Origin of the sequence: Streptomyces flavovariabilis, from assembly GCF_000725785.1 — a bacterium.
Lineage (GTDB): Bacteria > Actinomycetota > Actinomycetes > Streptomycetales > Streptomycetaceae > Streptomyces > Streptomyces hawaiiensis.
Window position 1 is genome coordinate 336,428 of record NZ_JNXD01000004.1, and the last position, 17,057, is coordinate 353,484.

A 17,057-nucleotide genomic window follows, 5' to 3' on the forward strand; every position below is an offset into this window, starting at 1 on the left:
AGTGTCAGTCGAAGAGGTCGGTCTCGTCCCGCAGGATCTGGTCGCGCAACGGCTGGAAATTGACCCACGCGAAGTCGTCGCCGCCGATGTCCCGGCGCGTCGCCGCGGCCGTTTCGTGGTCGATGTGCACCACCTTGCCCGCCGCCTTGGCCAGCAGCTGCGCCTGGCAGGAACGTTCCATGGTGACGAACCACCAGGCGGCGGCCTCCACCGACCGTCCCACGGTGAGAAGCCCGTGGTTGCGCAGGATCACCGCCTTGTGGTCACCCAGGGCGCGGGCGATGCGGCGGCCCTCCTCGGTGTCGTCCACCAGGCCGTTGTACTCCTCGTACAGGCCGTGGTCCTCGTAGAACGCGCAGACGTCCTGGGTGATCGGCTCCAGCTTCTCGCCCAGCGCAGACAGGGCCTTGCCGTGCAGGGAGTGACTGTGAGCCGCCGCGACCACCTCGGGGCGCGCGGCGTGGATCTGGGAGTGGATCGCGAACGCGGCCTCGTTGATGTCGTACCGGCCGTGCACCACCTCGCCCGCGGAGTTGACGAGCACCAGATCGCTGACCCGGATGTGTTTGAAAGACATTCCGTACGGGTTCACCCAGAAGTGATCGGTGTGTTCAGGATCGCGAGCCGTGATATGGCCGGCGATTCCCTCTTCGAACCCGAACCTTCCGAAGAGACGGAATGCGATAACCAGCCCCTCCTGGCGATGCCGCCGTTCTTCCGTGACATCCTCGAAAACCTGCGGCGCTCGTAACGCCAGCTGGTCCCTCGGAATCGGCTTCAGATCGACGAGGCTCACTCAATCCTCCTTCGGGAACGTGATTCGGCGAGGTCATCATGCCGTATTCGCCCGCCGCCGACCAGTGGGTTCCCGGAAAGCGTCGGCATCGGATCGGCGAGCGCAGACGATCAACTGGCTTGAAATACGGTGTTGGCCGGAAAGGACTCGGGATACGCTTCCGGCGGCCTTTTCGGGCCCGCTTGTCCGGGCTTGTCGAGCGTCGATCCATGCTTGCCGATCTACGCTTGTCAATCCGTGCCGAAATGTGGGTAACAAGGGAGAACGCAGTGCCGCAGTCGCCGCCCAAGCCGCATCTGATCCTGGTGGACGCGCCTCCCGGACCGGGATTGCAGGACATCCTGAGCGCCCTGCGGGGCGTGGCCCGCTGCAGTGTCGTCACACTGCGCTGGGGAACACGGGAGGACCAGGACCGGCGGGTCGGGCAGTTGGCGGCACTCGGTCCCGTCCAGGTCATCGAACGACCGGATCAAGCCATCGACGAGGTGCTCCGGATCGCCGCGCGGTCCGGGCCCGTGGACGGCGTTCTGGCCCTGAGCGAGCTGGTGAGCTACCACGCCGCCGTCGCCGCCGCCGCGCTCGGGCTGCCGTCCAACCCGCCCGTCGCGACCGCTCGCCTGCGCCGCAAGGACCTGCAACGAGAGGCGCTGCGGGCGGCGGGAGTGCCCTGCCCGGCCTTCGCCGTCGTGTCGGACGAGGACGGACTGCGGTCCGCCGCCGCCGACTTGGCGTTCCCGGTGGTGCTCAAGCCCGCCGTCGGCGTCGGCAGCCTCTGCGTGACGCTCGTGCACGACCTGCCCGAGCTGCTCGCCGCCTTCCGGCGAGCGGCCGGGATGTATGCGACGGACCCGCGGGTCATCGGCGCTCCGCCGGTGTTCGTCGTGGAGGAGGTCATCGAGGGCGACAACTGGCACGCCGACGACCGCATGGGAACCCGGGTCAGCGTCGAGTCACTGATCGACGACGGCACGGTCCACCACCTGGCGGTCACCGACAAGCTGCCCCTGGCACCCCCCTTCCGGGAAGTGGGGGACGTGATGCCGTCCGGCCTGCCGGAGCCCCGGGTCGCGGAGATCCGGCAGTCCACCACCGACGCGCTGCGGGCCCTGGGCGTCACTCGCGGTGCCACCCACACGGAACTCATGCTCACCGCCGCCGGCCCGGTCGTCATCGAGATCAACGGACGCATCGGCGGTGGCGTGTCCGAACTCCTGCGCGCGGCCGCCGGTTACGACGTCGTGGAACAGCTGGCACGGATCGCGCTCGGGCAGCCGCCGGCGGGCCTGCCCCGCTTCCGCGGCCACGCCTTCTACTACACGCCTCAGCCGCCGCAGGGAGAGTACGAGGTGATCGAGATCGGGGGCGAGGAGGAGATCGCCCGGCTCCCCGGTGTACTGGAGGTGGTACGCGCCAAGCGGCGCGGGGACCGGCTGGTCGCCGACGAGGGGACGATCTCACACCCGTTCCGGGTGCTCGCGACGAGCGACGACTTCGGCGACTTCTTCACCCGGCTGAAGGCGATCGAGGGCGCCATCACCCTGGAACTGGCTCCGCTGCGAGAGCCTTCCGATCCCGGCGCACGATGAGGCAGTACGCCGAACTCTTCCACCGCCCGGGGCTGAGGCAGGCCGAGTTCTTCTCGGTCCTGGGCCGGTTCGGCTACGTCGCGTGCGGGCTGGGAGCCCTCTTCCTGGGAACCGCCCGCCTCGGCATCGGTGTCGGTGGCCTGGGGGCCGGCGGCCTCATGCTCGGGGTCGCCGTCGGCAGTCCCGTCGCCGGACGGCTGAGTTCCCGGTACGGCACCTCCGCGGTCTACGCCACGATGGCCTGCGTCAGCGTCCCGGGCACCGCGCTGGCGCTGGCCGGGGCCGACGGCCGGTCGGTCCCCTCGTTCGTCGCCGGATGCTGCGTCATCGGCATGACGACACCGCCGGTCGGGGCGGCGATGCGCGCCCTGTGGCCGAGGTCGGGGACCCCTGAACGGCTGCGGGGCACGGCGAACTCCCTGGAGTCCGTGGTCACGGAACTGCTCTTCGTCGTCGCGCCCCCGGTGATGGGAGTGCTGGCCGCCGTCCACCCCGGACTGGCCCTGGCCGTCGCCGACGGCTGTGTCGTCGTCGGCGGGGTGGGGTTCTCGTGCACGCGGCTCGTACGCGAGTGCCTGGGTCCCGACGGCGGCACCCGGCGCCGGGGCTCCTCCCGGCAGGTGCCGCTGCCGGTGGCCTGGCTGGTGGGCGTCGGCGGGGTGACGGCGGCGGTGACCGGAGCCATGGACGTATCCGTCGTGTCGGTGCTGGGTGACGCCGGTGACGCGGAGGCAGCGGGGTTCGTACTGCTCGCGCCCGCGCTGGCGAGCGTGCTGAGCGGCGTCGCCTACGGGTTGCTGCCGGCCGAATCGGCGCCCGGCCGCCGATTCGGCCGGCTGCTGCTTGTCTGGCTGCCCCTCTTCGCTCTCGTCGCGCTGCAGTCGGATCCCTGGCTGCTCGCGGGCGCCCTCTTCCTCGCCGGTATTCCGATGGCCGCGATCGGAATCGAGGAATTCAATCTGCTCAGCCGGATCGCCGGCTCGGAGGCCCGGCTGCAGGAGGTGTTCACCTGGGCCGGTGCCAGTGCGAACATTGGTGTGGCCTGCGGAAACGCGCTGGGTGGCTATGTGGCGGAGCATGCGGGCAGTTCCGTCGGCAGCTGGATTCCCGCGGCCGCGGTGGCGACGGCCTGCGCACTCTATTTCGCGGGCTCTCTCCGATTCCGCCGGCACATGGCCGACGCGATCCACAGCCCGGCGAAATCAAACGGTTAACACTCCTGGTCAGAGGTAGGAAATGGCACATCCTCACATCCTTGTTCTCGCCGGAAACGCCCGCATTCTGGAGAAGGCGGCGAACCTCGGTCTGCGTGTCACGAATTTCGAGAAGCCCGGCACATTCGACCCGCAGGTGGCTCAGTACTGTTCCCAACTGCATCTCTTCGACTTCCAGGACATACGGCTCGTCACGGAGCTGGCCCGCACGCTCCACTCCGTCGCCCCCTTCTCCCGGATCATCACGCACAGCGAGATCGGGCAGGTGATCTCCGGGCACCTGAACACCACCCTGGGGCTCCCGGGCAACGGCCTGGAGGTCACCCGGACCCTGCACAACAAGCTGGCGCTGCGGGAACTGCTGAACGACAAGGGTCTGGGGCCCGTTCCCGCCGCCCGCAGGACGACCCGCGAGGAACTCCGCGCCTTCGTGAGCGAGCACGGGGGCGCGGTCGTCAAACCGCTGATGGGCTCCGGGAGCCTCGGCGTGCGCAAGATCCGCTCGGTCGACGAGGTCGCCGAGACCTGGGAGTGGATCGATTCGTACGGCGTCGGCGACTTCATGATCGAGGCGCTGCTGACAGGTGAGGAGCTGAGTGTCGAGACCTTCTCCCACGCCGGCCGCCACACCGTCCTCGCGATCACGGGAAAGGACACGAAGGACGGCGTGATCGAGCAGGGGCATGTGGTGCCCGCGCCGCTGGGCGAACGGGACACCACCGCGGTCCGCGAGTTCACCTGTGCGGTGCTGGACGGGGTGGGCCTCGTGGACGGTGTGGCCCACACGGAGATCATGCTGACGGCGCGGGGGCCGCGGGTGATCGAGTCGCACAGCAGGGCCGGAGGCGACCGCATCAGCAAGCTCGTCGAGCTGGCCACCGGGATCGACCTGGAGGCGCTGCCGTTCCGGATGGCCGCCGACCCGGGCTTCACCGTCCCGGCCCCCCGGCTGCGCGGCGGTGCAGCCGTCCAGTTCCTCGATGTCGCGCCGGGCCGGATCACCGAGGTGTCCGGCGTCGACTCCGCCCGAGCGGCGGACGGGGTGGTGGAACTGAGCGTGCGGGCCGAGGTCGGGGACGTCGTCCGGCCCGCGCAGTGGTCCGACGACAGGCCTGGCTATGTCCTGGTGCAGGCGCCCACCGGTGCGGAGGCCGTGCGGCGCGTCCGGGAGGTCGCCGCGTCGATCGTCATGCGGACCACACCGGTCGCCGACGAGCCCGCGCCGACCATGGGGGACGTCCTCGCCGAGGCCCACGAAGCGCTGGATCCGTTCGCATGACGGGGGTCTCCTTCTCCGCGGTCGAAGAGCAACTGGCCCTCATCGCCGGTATGGACCGGACCATCGCCGCACTGATGCGGCAACGCACCGACGCGGCGCGCCGACTGGGTGAGCTGCGCACCGCCATGGGCCGGCCGAGGTCCGAGCTCGCCTGGGAGAATGAGGCCTTGTGGCGCTACCGCGCCGAGTTGGGGCCGCTGGGGGTCCGGCTGGGAATGCTGCTCCTGGAGATGGCGCGGGACATCTCGGACGGGCAGCCGGATCTCCCTGAGCACGGTAAGGATCTCGCGGTCTCTCGTTCCAGTCGGGGAGGACGAATGGAGCCGGAAGTGAATGCTGCACTCGAGCTGCGCCAGGCGCGCGTCTCTGATCACCGTATGATCGTCGGGTGCGTGCAGCAGTGGTGGAGTGACTCCCGCACGCCTGACCAGGCCCGCGAACTGTCGCTGCTCCTGCCGAAGCTTTTTCTGCAGTTCTTCTCCGGCACCAGTCTGGTGCTGGAGGACGACGCGGGCATCAGGGCGTTCCTCATCGGTTTCTACTCCGCGGACAACGACGAGGAGGCCTACATCCACTTCGTGGGAGTCGATCCGACACTGCGCGGGCAGGGGCTGGCCCGCAGGCTCTACACGGAGTTCCTCCGACGCGCTGACGCCGCAGGCCGTCGCGAAGTACGTGCGATCACCTCGCCGGGCAACACCGGTTCCATCGCGTTCCACCAGGCCATGGGGTTCACTCTCGAACCGGGCGACCGCGAGGTCGACGGCTTGCCCGTGTGCAGTGACTACGACGGCCCGGGGCAGGACCGAGTCTGCTTCCACAGGAAGACCGTGCCCGGACACGAATGACCTGGCCGAGACATCCACTCCGTTGTGCGAAGCGGCATTTCGTGCCCTCTTCCACAGGCCCATACGGTCGGATTCATGGAGTGGAATCTTGCGACGGCCGAGCAACTCGCGGCTGCCTTGCGTGCCGGTGAAGTGACCTCGGCGGAACTGACCGACGAGGCGATCGCCCGTATCGAACGGGACGACGCTGCGATCAACGCGATCTGTGTGCCGGACTTCGACCGCGCACGGGCCGCCGCGCGTGGTGCCGACCGGGCGCGTGCCCGCGGTGAGGACCGGCCCCTGCTGGGCATTCCGGTGACGGTCAAGGAGTCGTACGACATCGCGGGGCTGCCCACGACCTGGGGTATGCCGCCGCGGAACTTCGTGCCGGCCGAGGACGCGGTGCAGGTGTCGCGGCTCAAGGCCGCGGGCGCGGTGGTGCTCGGCAAGACCAACGTGCCCGTGGGGCTGCAGGACGTGCAGACCTTCAACGAGATCTACGGCACGACCAACAACCCGTGGGACCACCGTCGTACGCCGGGCGGATCCTCCGGCGGCTCGGCGGCGGCCCTGGCGTCCGGATTCGGCGCACTGTCCATCGGCTCCGACCTCGCCGGTTCGTTGCGCACCCCCGCGCATTTCTGCGGCATCTACGCGCACAAGCCGACCGTCGGGCTGGCGGCGAGCCGAGGCATGGTCCCGCCGCCGGGCCCGGCCCTGCCGGCCGAGCACGACCTCGCCGTCGTCGGTCCGATGGCGCGCACCGCTCGCGACCTCGCGCTCCTGCTCGACGTCATGGCCGGACCGGACCCGCTGACGCTCGGTGTGGCGTACCGGCTGACGCTGCCGCCCGCGCGCCACGAACGGCTCCGCGACTTCCGGGTCCTGGTCCTCGACGAGCATCCGCTCATTCCGACCGGGTCTGCCGTGCGGGCAGGCGTGGGCCGGGTGGCCGACGCGCTTGTCGACGGTGGTGCCCGCGTCGAGCGGGACAGTCCGCTGCTGCCCGATCTGGCCGAAGCCGCAATTCTCTACACGCAGTTCCTGTTCTCGGGCTCCGTTGCACGTTTTCCCGTCGAAGCGTACGAGCAGCTGCAGGCCCGCGCCGCCGGACTGAGCGCGGACGACCGGAGCCTCGATGCGGCGCGGCTGCGCGGCATGGTGCTCAGCCACCGCGACTGGATCGAGGCGAACGGCTTGCGCGAGCTCCACCGCCATGGCTGGCGGCGGTTCTTCGCAGGGTTCGACGCCGTGGTGTGTCCCATCACGCCCACTCCCGCGTTCCCGCACGACCACCACCCCGACCCGATGAGACGCCGGATCGACATCGACGGTGTCGAGTATCCGTACTTCGACCAGCTCGTCTGGGCCGGTCTGGCCACTCTGCCCGGTCTACCCGCCACCGCTGTACCGGCGGGCCGGTCGCCCGAGGGCCTGCCGGTGGGGGTGCAGCTCATCGGCCCGATGTTCGAGGACCGCACCCCGCTGCGGCTGGCCGCATTGCTTGAGCAGAAGATCGGCGGCTTTCAGGCACCGACGTAGGGCTTAAACCCAGCCGCTCCGGCTGTCACGCTTGGTTACTATGCTCACTTCATGCCGGAGGCATTCTCCCCAGGGGTGATCGTGGCTGGTTCCCCGGATTGCAGCACCTCGGAGGTAGTCGTGGAATGTGAGGGAAGTATGCGACGGGACCTTCGTAAGTGTTGAGAGAGGTCACTGCAACCCGCTACGTCGAACCCCTGCGGTCCGGCGGCTCCGTGCCCGCTGTCGTCGAGGCGGACGATCTGGGCACGTACGTCGTGAAGTTCACCGGCTCCGCGCAGGGCCGCAAGGCGCTCGTCGCCGAGGTGATCGTGGGGGAGCTGGCCCGCGCCCTCGGGCTGCGCTTCCCCGAGCTGGTCCTGGTGCGCTTCGACCCGGCGATCGCGGAGCACGAGCCGCACCAGGAGGTGCGGGAGCTGCACGCCGCCAGCGCGGGCGTCAACCTCGGCATGGATCACCTGCCGGGCGCCCGGGACTTCACACCGGAGATCGCCCGGGTCTTTCCGGTCGATCCGCTGGAGGCGGGGAAGATCGTCTGGCTCGACGCCCTGACCGTGAACGTCGACCGTACGGTCCACAGTTCCAACCTGATGGTGTGGCCCACCCTCGGTGTCGCCCGCCCGCGCCTGTGGCTGATCGACCACGGTGCGGCCCTCGTCTTCCACCACCGCTGGGACGCCACCGACCCCCGCAAGGCCTACGACTTCCGGCACCACGCCCTCGGCCACTACGGGCCCGACGTCCGGGCCGCCGACACCGAGCTGGCACCCCGGGTCACCGAGGAACTGCTGCGGCGGATCCTCGACGAGGTCCCGGACGCCTGGCTCGCGGACGAGCCGGGCTTCGCCACCGCGCAGGAGGTCCGCGAGGCGTACGTGACGTACCTCCACGCGCGCGTGGAGGCTTCCGGGGCCTGGCTGCCCACCGGCTTCCCCACCCGGGAGGAGCTCGCCGCCGAGGAGGCCCTCAGGGCGGCGAAGAACCAGCAGGAACGCCCCGCGTGGCTCAAGCAGGTGCCCGACCTGCACGGCAAGCCCGCGGCCCAGCAGGATTGGTCGGTGCACCTCGGATGAGTGGCCGTGTCGAGATCGAGTACTGCACACAGTGCCGCTGGCTGCCCCGCGCGGCCTGGCTGGCACAGGAACTGCTCACGACGTTCGAGGCCGAGCTGACGGAGCTGGCTCTCAAGCCCGGCACGGGCGGGGTGTTCGTCGTCCGCGTGGGCGACGAGGTCGTCTGGGACAGGCGCGAACAGGGCTTCCCGGAGCCGACGGCCGTGAAGCGGGCCGTACGCGACCGAGTGGCCCCGGGGAAGTCCCTGGGCCACTCGGAGCGCTAGCCGTTCGGTGCGGGGTCAGCCCTTGAGCTGCTCGTACGCCGGGAGCGTCAGGAAGTCGGCGTAGTCCTCGTCGAGGGAGACCGTCAGCAGCAGGTCGTGCGCCTGCTGCCAGTTGCCGGCCGCGAAGGCCTCGTCGCCGATCTCGGCCCTGATGCCGGCGAGTTCCTCGGCGGCGACCTTGCGGGCCAGCTCGGCGGTGACCTGCTCGCCGTTGTCGAGGACGACCTCCGCGTTGATCCACTGCCAGATCTGGGAGCGGGAGATCTCGGCGGTGGCCGCGTCCTCCATCAGGTTGAAGATGGCGACCGCGCCGAGGCCGCGCAGCCAGGCCTCGATGTAACGGATGCCGACCTGCACGGCGTTGACCAGACCCGCGTAGGTCGGCTTGGCGTCCAGCGAGTCGATGGCGATCAGGTCGGCCGCCCGGACGTCGACGTCCTCACGCAGCCGGTCCTTCTGGTTGGGCTTGTCGCCGAGGACCTTGTCGAAGGACTCCATGGCGATCGGCACCAGGTCGGGGTGGGCGACCCACGAACCGTCGAAGCCGTCGCCGGCCTCGCGGTCCTTGTCGGCGCGGACCTTCTCGAAGGCGACCTTGTTGACCTCGGCGTCCCGGCGGGACGGGATGAAGGCCGCCATGCCGCCGATGGCGTGGGCGCCGCGCTTGTGGCAGGTGCGGACGAGGAGTTCGGTGTAAGCGCGCATGAACGGGGCCGTCATCGTCACCGCGTTGCGGTCCGGTAGGACGAACTTGGCGCCGCCGTCACGGAAGTTCTTGACGATGGAGAACAGGTAGTCCCAACGGCCCGCGTTCAGGCCGGAGGCGTGGTCGCGCAGTTCGTAGAGGATCTCCTCCATCTCGTACGCGGCGGTGATCGTCTCGATGAGGACGGTCGCGCGGACCGTGCCCTGGGGGATGCCGCAGTACTCCTGCGCGAAGACGAACACCTCGTTCCAGAGGCGGGCCTCCAGGTGGGACTCCGTCTTGGGGAGGTAGAAGTACGGGCCCTTGCCGAGGTCCAGCAGGCGCTGGGCGTTGTGGAAGAAGTACAGGCCGAAGTCGACGAGCGCGCCGGGCACCGGGGTGCCGTCGGCGTCGACGAGGTGGCGCTCGTTCAGGTGCCAGCCGCGCGGGCGCATGACGACCGTGGCGAGCTCCTCGTTCGCCTTCAGGGCGTAGGACTTGCCGGACTTCGGGTCCGTGAAGTCGATGTTCCGCGTGTAGGCGTCGGTGAGGTTGAGCTGGCCGAGGACCACGTTCTCCCAGGTGGGAGCGGAGGCGTCCTCGAAGTCCGCGAGCCACACCCTGGCGCCCGAGTTGAGGGCGTTGATGGTCATCTTGCGGTCGGTGGGGCCGGTGATCTCCACCCGGCGGTCGTCGAGGGCCGCGGGGGAGGGGGCCACCTTCCAGGAGTCGTCCGCGCGGATCGCGGCGGTCTCGGGAAGGAAGTCGAGCGTGGAGGTGCGGGCGATCTCGGCGCGGCGCTCGGCGCGGCGGGCGAGGAGCTCGTCACGCCGGGGCGTGAACCGCCGGTGCAGCTCGGCCACGAAGGCGAGTGCCGCTTCGGTGAGGACCTCCTCCTGCCGGGGCAGGGGCTCGGCGTCGACGATGGCCAGCGGGGACGGCGCTGGTGCGGACATGAACGGTCACTTCCTTCAGCGAGCTGTGAAGACGAGCCGGCGTGCTTGGCACCGGGTGCCAGTCTTCCCGGATACGGCGTTCGGCGCCCGGGGAGCAGACGGGCGCTTCTGAACAGTGGATACTAGTTTCCTCATGGTGGAAGTTCAATCGTTTGTTGATGTCGAGATTCTCTGAGTCGAGGCAAGGTGGCGCTCCGTGCCACCCCGCTCACTCAAGGTGGGTCAGATCGGCTTCGGTGTCGATGTCGAAGGGCCGGGCGACGTCCCCGCACTCGATGAGGGTGACGGCCGGCCGGTGCTCCGTCAGATAGGCGCGTGCCCCCCGGTCGCCGGTCGCAGTCGCGGCGATGCCCTCCCAGTGGGCGGCGCCGAACAGCACCGGATGGCCGCGCACGCCGTCGTACGCGGCGGAAACGAGCGACTCCTCGCCCTCGTACGCCGCGAGGACCCGGGCCACCGCCTCGGGTCCGATGCCGGGCTGGTCGACGAGTGAGACCAGGGCGGCCCGGGCCTGTGTGCCGGCGAGTGAGCCGAGCCCGGCGCGCAGGGAAGTCCCCATGCCCTGCCCCCAGTCGGGGTTGTCGACCAGGGCGCAGCCCGGGAGAGAGGCCCTGGCGCGTACCTCGTCGGCCTGTGCGCCCAGGACCACATGGACGGTCGCGCAACCGCCCTCCCGCAGCACCCGCACCGCGTGCTCCACGAGGGGCCGTCCCCGGTGAGGGAGCAGCGCCTTGGGCCGCCCGCCGAGTCGCCGCCCGCCACCGGCCGCGAGCAGCAGTCCCGCAACCGCTCGTGCCCCGCCCGTCGTCTGCCGTGTCGTCATGGCTCCTGCATACCGCACGCCCCGCACGGGGGTGCGACGGCGCGGGACGCGCGTCGGACAGGCGTACGCCTCGGGCCAGAAAGTCACTCAGCGAAACAAGTCGATGACGCAATGGACTGGCGCCTGGTGGTCCGCGTCGTTTACTGTCGCCCGCACCGACCGGCCGGGTGCCGACCGCTGCCCGGTGTGGGGACTTCGTGTCGGAAGGGCACGCGCACGACGAGGGTGCGAGGGGGAGGACTGTGTTGCGGAGCGTTGAGCAGAAGCGGCAGGGGCCTGTGACCGGCGGCGACGAGGATCCGCGCGTGACGGAGCTGCGCTCCGCCGTGTCCCGGTTGCGCCGCCGGCTGGCCGCCCATCCCGGCGAGTTCGCCGACCGGACCATCGCCGAGGAGGAACTGGCCGCCCTGGCCGCCGTGGCCGCCGACGGCATCCCCGAGATCCCCTGCCTGCGCCGCTCCCTCCTGCTGATCGCGGGCGCGATCGGCTCGGTGAGCGCGCTGTCCGCGGAGCTGACGGAGGTCCGGCGGGCGGTGGATCTCTTCGGGGGGCCGGTGCGCGGGGAGGGGTAGGGCGGGTCGTCCGGATCAGGCCGCAGGGTGTCGACCGTGCTTGTCAGCGCCAGTGAGCGGGGCCTGGTGCGTGCAGCCGCAAGACCGTCGTCTGCGGTCTGATCCGAACGACACCCCCTGGCGGCTCGTCAGGTCCGCGGTGCGTCACGGTGCCCCGCGGCCTGCCGTCGTCATGCGGGGCTCTGGCTGGCGAGCGCCTCGGACAGCTCCCCGGCGACCTGCTGGAGCACCGGCACGATCTTGTCCGTCGCCGCCTCCGTGACCCGGCCCGCCGGGCCGGAGATGGAGATGGCCGCCGCGGTGGGGGAGTCGGGGACCGGGACCGCGAGGCAACGGACCCCGATCTCCTGCTCGTTGTCGTCGATGGCGTAGCCCTGCCGGCGCACGTCCTCCAGGGCCGCGAGGAACCCGTCGGCCGTCGTGATCGTCTTCTCCGTCGCCGCGGGCATGCCCGTGCGGGAGAGCAGTGCCCGCACCTCCTCCGGCGGGAAACCGGCGAGCAGGGCCTTGCCCACGCCCGTGGAGTGCGGCAGCACCCGCCGGCCGACCTCCGTGAACATGCGCATCGAGTGCTTCGACGGCACCTGTGCCACGTAGACGATCTCGTCCCCGTCCAGCAGTGCCATGTTCGCCGTCTCGCCGGTCTCCTCGACCAGCCGCGCGAGGTAGGGCCGTGCCCAGGTGCCCAGCAGCCGGGAGGCCGACTCGCCGAGGCGGATCAGCCGCGGACCGAGCGCGTACCGCCGGTTGGTCTGCTGACGTACGTACCCACAGGCCACCAGCGTGCGCATCAGGCGGTGGATGGTCGGCAGGGGCAGTCCGCTGCTGGCGGACAGCTCGCTCAGGCCGACCTCGCCGCCCGCGTCCGCCATCCGTTCGAGCAGGTCGAAGGCGCGCTCCAGGGACTGGACGCCGCCGTTGGCGGAGGACCGGGCGGAGTCGGTGGTGCTGGCGCTGGACGTCGGCACGGCGCGTTCCTTTCGGGGCGGGCGGGAAGGGCAGAAGCCTACCCGGCAGTCGGTTGACTCCCCGCTTGTACGTAGCTACGTTCTGCGTGCTGGAAGTTTAATTCCGCTTTGTGGAAACGTCCAGGACTTTCGCCGAAGGGTGCCGTGGTCAAGTGTGCCCTTGACGGCACGGGAGAGGGAGTGAAGACTTCTTCAACAGAAAGTTGAATTCCGTTACGCGGAAGTAAGGGGTTCGGGTGTCCGACGCTGAACTGGTGCTGCGCTCGACGCGTGTCATCACTCCCGAGGGAACGCGTGCCGCGTCCGTCGCCGTGACCGACGGCAGGATCACGGCCGTCCTCCCGCACGACGCGCCCGTCCCGGAGAGCGCCCGCCTCGAGGACCTGGGCGACCACGTCCTGCTGCCCGGCCTCGTCGACACGCACGTGCACGTCAACGACCCCGGCCGCACCGAGTGGGAGGGCTTCTGGACGGCCACCCGCGCCGCTGCGGCCGGTGGCATCACGACCCTCGTCGACATGCCCCTCAACTCCCTCCCGCCGACCACGACCGTCCCGCACCTGCGCACCAAGCAGCAGGTCGCCGCCGACAAGGCGCACATCGACGTCGGCTTCTGGGGCGGCGCCCTGCCCGACAACGTCAAGGAGCTCCGCTCGCTGCACGAGGCCGGTGTCTTCGGCTTCAAGGCGTTCCTGTCGCCGTCCGGCGTGGACGAGTTCCCGCACCTGGAGCGGGACCAGCTCGCCCGCACCATGGCCGAGATCGCCGCCTTCGGTGGACTGCTCATCGTGCACGCCGAGGACCCGCACCTGCTCTCGTCGGCCCCCCAGCGGGGCGGCCCCAAGTACGCCGACTTCCTCGCCTCCCGCCCCCGGGACGCCGAGGACACCGCCATCGCCCGGCTCATCCGCGAGGCGAAGGCCCTCGACGCGCGCGTGCACGTGCTGCACCTCTCCTCCAGCGACGCCCTGCCGATGATCGCCCAGGCGCGGGCGGAGGGCGTCCGCGTCACCGTCGAGACCTGCCCCCACTACCTGACCCTCACCGCCGAGGAAGTCCCCGACGGCGCCAGCGAGTTCAAGTGCTGCCCGCCGATCCGCGAGGCCGCCAACCAGGACCTGCTCTGGCAGGCACTGGCCGACGGCACCATCGACTGCGTCGTCACCGACCACTCCCCGTCCACCGCCGACCTCAAGACCGACGACTTCGCCACGGCCTGGGGCGGCATCTCCGGACTCCAGCTGAGCCTGGCGGCGGTGTGGACCGAGGCCCGCAGGCGCGGGCACGGCCTGGAGGACGTGGTGCGCTGGATGTCCACGCGCACGTCCGAACTGGTCGGGCTCGACGACCGCAAGGGCGCCATCGCGGTGGGCCGCGACGCCGACTTCGCCGTCCTCGCTCCCGACGAGACCTTCACTGTCGACCCGGTGGCCCTCCAGCACCGCAACCACGTCACGGCCTACGCGGGCAGGACCCTGCACGGCGTCGTGAAGTCCACCTGGCTGCGCGGGCAGCGCATCGTCGCGGACGGCGAGTTCACCGAACCGAAGGGGCGGCTCCTCACCCGAACCAGCTGAAGCCCATCCCAGACCTCGAAAGGCAGAACTGATCACCGTGACGGCGATTCCCAGCTTCACCGGCGACGCGAACCCCTACGGAGGCGGCGACCCGTACGCGGACTACCGCACCGCCGACTTCCCCTTCACCCAGTACGCCGACCTCGCCGACCGGCGTCTGGGGGCCGGTGTCATCGCCGCCAACGACGAGTTCTTCGCCCAGCGCGAGAACCTGCTGGTGCCCGGGCCCGCCGAGTTCGACCCCGAGCACTTCGGGCACAAGGGCAAGATCATGGACGGCTGGGAGACGCGCCGCCGCCGCGGCGCCTCCGCCGACCACCCCTGGCCGACCGCGGAGGACCACGACTGGGCGCTGGTCCGCCTCGGGGCTCCGGGCGTGATCCGCGGGATCGTCGTCGACACCGCCCACTTCCGCGGCAACTACCCGCAGGCCGTGTCCGTCGAGGGCACCTGCGTACCGGGCTCCCCCTCGCCGGAGGAACTCCTCGGGGACGACGTGAAGTGGACGACCCTCGTCCCGCGCACCCCGGTCGGCGGCCATGCGGCGAACGGCTTCGCCGTCGACGTCGAGCAGCGCTTCACCCACCTGCGGGTCAACCAGCACCCCGACGGCGGCATCGCGCGCCTGCGGGTCCACGGCGAGGTCGTCCCGGACCCCGCGTGGCTGGAGGCGCTCGGCACCTTCGACGTCGTCGCCCTGGAGAACGGCGGCCGGGCGGAGGACGCCTCCAACCTCTTCTACTCGCCCGCCTCCAACACCATCCAGCCGGGCCGCTCCCGCAAGATGGACGACGGCTGGGAGACCCGCCGCCGCCGCGACCAGGGCCACGACTGGATCCGCTACCGGCTGGCCGCCCAGGCACAGATCCGCGCCCTGGAGATCGACACCGCTTACCTCAAGGGCAACAGCGCCGGCTGGGCGTCGGTCTCGGTCAAGGACGGCGAGGACGGAGAGTGGCAGGAGATCCTGCCCCGCACCCGCCTCCAGCCCGACACCAACCACCGCTTCGTCCTCCCGGCCCCGGCCGTCGGCACGCACGCGCGCGTGGACATCTTCCCGGACGGGGGCATCTCCCGGCTCCGCCTGTTCGGCTCCCTGACCCAGGAGGGCACGAGCCGGCTGCTGGCACGCCACCAGGAACTGGGCGGCTGAACCGGGCCCGTGGGGCGCACCGGCCGGACAGCACCGGTGCGCCCCACGAGCCTCATGCTGCGTGGCCTCCGTCCACCGAGAACTCCGCCCCCGTCACGTACGCCGCCCCCGCCAGGTGGGCGACCATCGACGCCACCTCGTCCGCCGTCCCGAACCGGCCCAGCGCCGTCATCGCGGCCTGACCGGCCGCGTACGGCCCGTCCGCCGGGTTCATGTCCGTGTCGATCGGGCCGGGATGGACGACGTTCGCCGTGATCCCGCGCCCGCCCAGTTCCCGGGCCAGCGCCTTCGTCAGACCGGCCAGGGCCGCCTTGCTCATCGCGTAGAGCGTCCCGCCCGGCCCCGGCACCCGCTGGGCCATGCAACTGCCGATCGTGATGATCCGCCCGCCCTCGGGCATCCGCGCGGCGGCCGCCTGAGAGGCCAGGAAGACGCCCCGTACGTTGACGTCGAGGACCCGGTCCACCTCCGCGAGCGACAGGGTGTCCAGCGGGCCGAGCACCCCCACGCCGGCGTTGTTGACCAGGATGTCGAGCCTGCCCAGCGCCTGCGCCGCCGCGTCCACCACTTCGGCCGCCTCCGTGGCCTGCGCCGCGTCCGCGCGCAGCGCAACCGCCCGGCGCCCCAGCGCCTCCACGGCCCGTACGACGTCCTCGGCCGCTTCCTTGCCGTTCACGTAGCCGATGGCCACGTCCGCGCCCTCCCGGGCCAGGCGCAGCGCTGTCGCCGCGCCGATGCCACGGCTCCCGCCGGTCACGAGAGCCACCTTGCCGTGCAGAGTTCCTTGAGAAGTCATGGGTCCATCCCAGCGGCCGCACGGCCGTGCCGCTGGCGGCGAACGGACGTCGAGGTCTCAGCGCCCGCGGGAGGGGTTCCCCGTCCGGAGCACATCCGGAACTGCTTCCACGAACGCCCCGTGAGCGGGCGAACGGCCCAGCGATGAGTTGCGGGTGCCGACGGGGTCTGAACCGATGACAGCGGATCCCGTCCGACCTGGAAGGAAGGCACCCGCCATGGGCAAGCTCGTCTCCACCCTCTTCGTCACCCTCGACGGCGTCTACCAGGCCCCCGGCGGGCCGCAGGAGGACACCCGCGGGGGCTTCACCCACGGCGGCTGGAGCTTCCCGTACGCCGACGAGGACTTCGGCCGTTTCATCGGCGAGGTCTTCACGCGTCCGGGCGCCTTCCTGCTCGGCCGCCGTACGTACGACATCTTCGCCACCTACTGGCCCAAGGTGACCGACCCCGGCGACCCGGTGGCCTCCCCGCTCAACTCCCTGCCGAAGTACGTGCCGTCCTCGACCCTGACGGATCCGCCGTGGGCGGGCACGACCGTGCTCTCCGGCGACCTCGCAGAAGAGGTCGCCGCCGTGAAGGAGCGCACCGACGGCGAGGTCCAGGTGCACGGCAGCGGCGCCCTCGTCCGGTCGCTGCTGGCGCTCGACCTCGTCGACACCCTGCACCTGCTGACCTTCCCGGTCGTGCTCGGCTCCGGGTTCCGGCTGTTCTCGGAGGGCACCGTGCCGACCGCGTTCGAGCACGCCGGCGGGAGCGTCACCGGCGCGGGCGTCTCGATCCAGACGTACGACCTGAAGGGCCGCCCGGAGTACGGCGAGTTCGCACTGCCGCAGGACGCGTAAAGGCCGCCGCAGGGCGGGTGAACTCCCCGCGAACGCACGGGGCTTCACAGGAAATTCTCCTGGCTTGTCATTGACATGCCAGGGTCTACGCGCGTCA

The 17,057-nt window shown here is 70.7% G+C and carries 16 protein-coding genes; 11 read left to right on the plus strand and 5 right to left on the minus strand.

What is annotated here, in order from left to right; genetic code table 11:
* Positions 1-4 precede the first annotated feature (4 nt).
* Positions 5-796, minus strand: coding sequence for a class II aldolase/adducin family protein (locus IO24_RS0110630; protein ID WP_031134342.1), 792 nt, complete (start codon positions 794-796; stop codon positions 5-7).
* A gap of 269 nt (positions 797-1,065) precedes the next feature.
* Between IO24_RS0110630 and IO24_RS42000 the strand changes: the two genes are divergently transcribed.
* The 7 genes from IO24_RS42000 to IO24_RS0110665 all read left to right on the plus strand — a co-directional run bounded on the left by IO24_RS42000 (position 1,066) and on the right by IO24_RS0110665 (position 8,586).
* Positions 1,066-2,382 carry an ATP-grasp domain-containing protein gene (locus tag IO24_RS42000; RefSeq protein WP_051905884.1) on the plus strand — a complete coding sequence of 439 codons (1,317 nt, stop codon included), beginning with the start codon at positions 1,066-1,068 and terminating at the stop codon, positions 2,380-2,382.
* Positions 2,379-3,596, plus strand: a complete 1,218-nt coding sequence (locus IO24_RS0110640) for an MFS transporter (RefSeq protein ID WP_031134346.1) — start codon at positions 2,379-2,381, stop codon at positions 3,594-3,596. The genes IO24_RS42000 and IO24_RS0110640 overlap by 4 nt, the downstream gene beginning before the upstream one ends.
* 22 nt (positions 3,597-3,618) lie before the next feature.
* Positions 3,619-4,875: an ATP-grasp domain-containing protein gene (locus tag IO24_RS0110645; protein ID WP_031134348.1), complete on the plus strand. Its 1,257-nt coding sequence runs from the start codon at positions 3,619-3,621 to the stop codon at positions 4,873-4,875.
* On the plus strand, positions 4,872-5,723 hold the full coding sequence (locus tag IO24_RS46290) for a GNAT family N-acetyltransferase (RefSeq protein WP_234335236.1): 852 nt from the start codon (positions 4,872-4,874) through the stop codon (positions 5,721-5,723). The genes IO24_RS0110645 and IO24_RS46290 overlap by 4 nt, the downstream gene beginning before the upstream one ends.
* 75 nt (positions 5,724-5,798) lie before the next feature.
* Positions 5,799-7,247: an amidase gene (locus IO24_RS0110655; protein WP_031134352.1), complete on the plus strand. Its 1,449-nt coding sequence runs from the start codon at positions 5,799-5,801 to the stop codon at positions 7,245-7,247.
* A 158-nt stretch (positions 7,248-7,405) separates the two neighbouring features.
* Positions 7,406-8,320, plus strand: coding sequence for a HipA family kinase (locus IO24_RS0110660; RefSeq protein ID WP_031134354.1), 915 nt, complete (start codon positions 7,406-7,408; stop codon positions 8,318-8,320).
* Positions 8,317-8,586, plus strand: a complete 270-nt coding sequence (locus tag IO24_RS0110665; RefSeq protein ID WP_031134355.1) for an Rdx family protein — start codon at positions 8,317-8,319, stop codon at positions 8,584-8,586. Before IO24_RS0110660 ends, IO24_RS0110665 begins: the two co-directional genes overlap by 4 nt.
* A 15-nt stretch (positions 8,587-8,601) precedes the next feature.
* Here the strand turns inward: IO24_RS0110665 and aceB are convergent, their stop codons facing one another.
* Both aceB and IO24_RS0110675 read right to left on the minus strand, forming a co-directional pair.
* Complete coding sequence (aceB, locus tag IO24_RS0110670; protein ID WP_031134356.1) at positions 8,602-10,227, minus strand: malate synthase A; 1,626 nt, start codon at positions 10,225-10,227, stop codon at positions 8,602-8,604.
* Between the two features lie 208 nt (positions 10,228-10,435).
* Complete coding sequence (locus IO24_RS0110675) at positions 10,436-11,050, minus strand: nucleotidyltransferase family protein (protein ID WP_031134358.1); 615 nt, start codon at positions 11,048-11,050, stop codon at positions 10,436-10,438.
* Between the two features lie 242 nt (positions 11,051-11,292).
* On the opposite strand from IO24_RS0110675, the gene IO24_RS0110680 reads away from it, so the two are divergent.
* Entirely contained in the window at positions 11,293-11,622 is a 330-nt protein-coding gene (locus IO24_RS0110680; RefSeq protein ID WP_037667687.1) for a DUF5955 family protein, read from the plus strand.
* A 170-nt stretch (positions 11,623-11,792) separates the two neighbouring features.
* Here the strand turns inward: IO24_RS0110680 and IO24_RS0110685 are convergent, their stop codons facing one another.
* On the minus strand, positions 11,793-12,590 hold the full coding sequence (locus tag IO24_RS0110685) for an IclR family transcriptional regulator (RefSeq protein WP_031134362.1): 798 nt from the start codon (positions 12,588-12,590) through the stop codon (positions 11,793-11,795).
* 236 nt (positions 12,591-12,826) lie between these two features.
* Between IO24_RS0110685 and allB the strand changes: the two genes are divergently transcribed.
* Both allB and alc read left to right on the plus strand, forming a co-directional pair.
* On the plus strand, positions 12,827-14,167 hold the full coding sequence (gene allB, locus IO24_RS0110690; RefSeq protein ID WP_031134364.1) for an allantoinase AllB: 1,341 nt from the start codon (positions 12,827-12,829) through the stop codon (positions 14,165-14,167).
* 37 nt (positions 14,168-14,204) lie between these two features.
* A complete protein-coding gene (gene alc, locus IO24_RS0110695; protein ID WP_031134366.1) occupies positions 14,205-15,320 on the plus strand; it encodes an allantoicase in 1,116 nt (371 codons plus the stop codon).
* 52 nt (positions 15,321-15,372) lie between these two features.
* On the opposite strand, the gene IO24_RS0110700 is transcribed toward alc, so the two are convergent.
* Positions 15,373-16,116, minus strand: coding sequence for an SDR family oxidoreductase (locus IO24_RS0110700; RefSeq protein ID WP_031134368.1), 744 nt, complete (start codon positions 16,114-16,116; stop codon positions 15,373-15,375).
* 217 nt (positions 16,117-16,333) lie between these two features.
* Here IO24_RS0110700 and IO24_RS0110705 point away from each other — a divergent pair, with 217 nt between their 5' ends.
* A complete protein-coding gene (locus IO24_RS0110705; protein ID WP_031134370.1) occupies positions 16,334-16,960 on the plus strand; it encodes a dihydrofolate reductase family protein in 627 nt (208 codons plus the stop codon).
* The last annotated feature ends 97 nt before the right edge of the window (positions 16,961-17,057 follow it).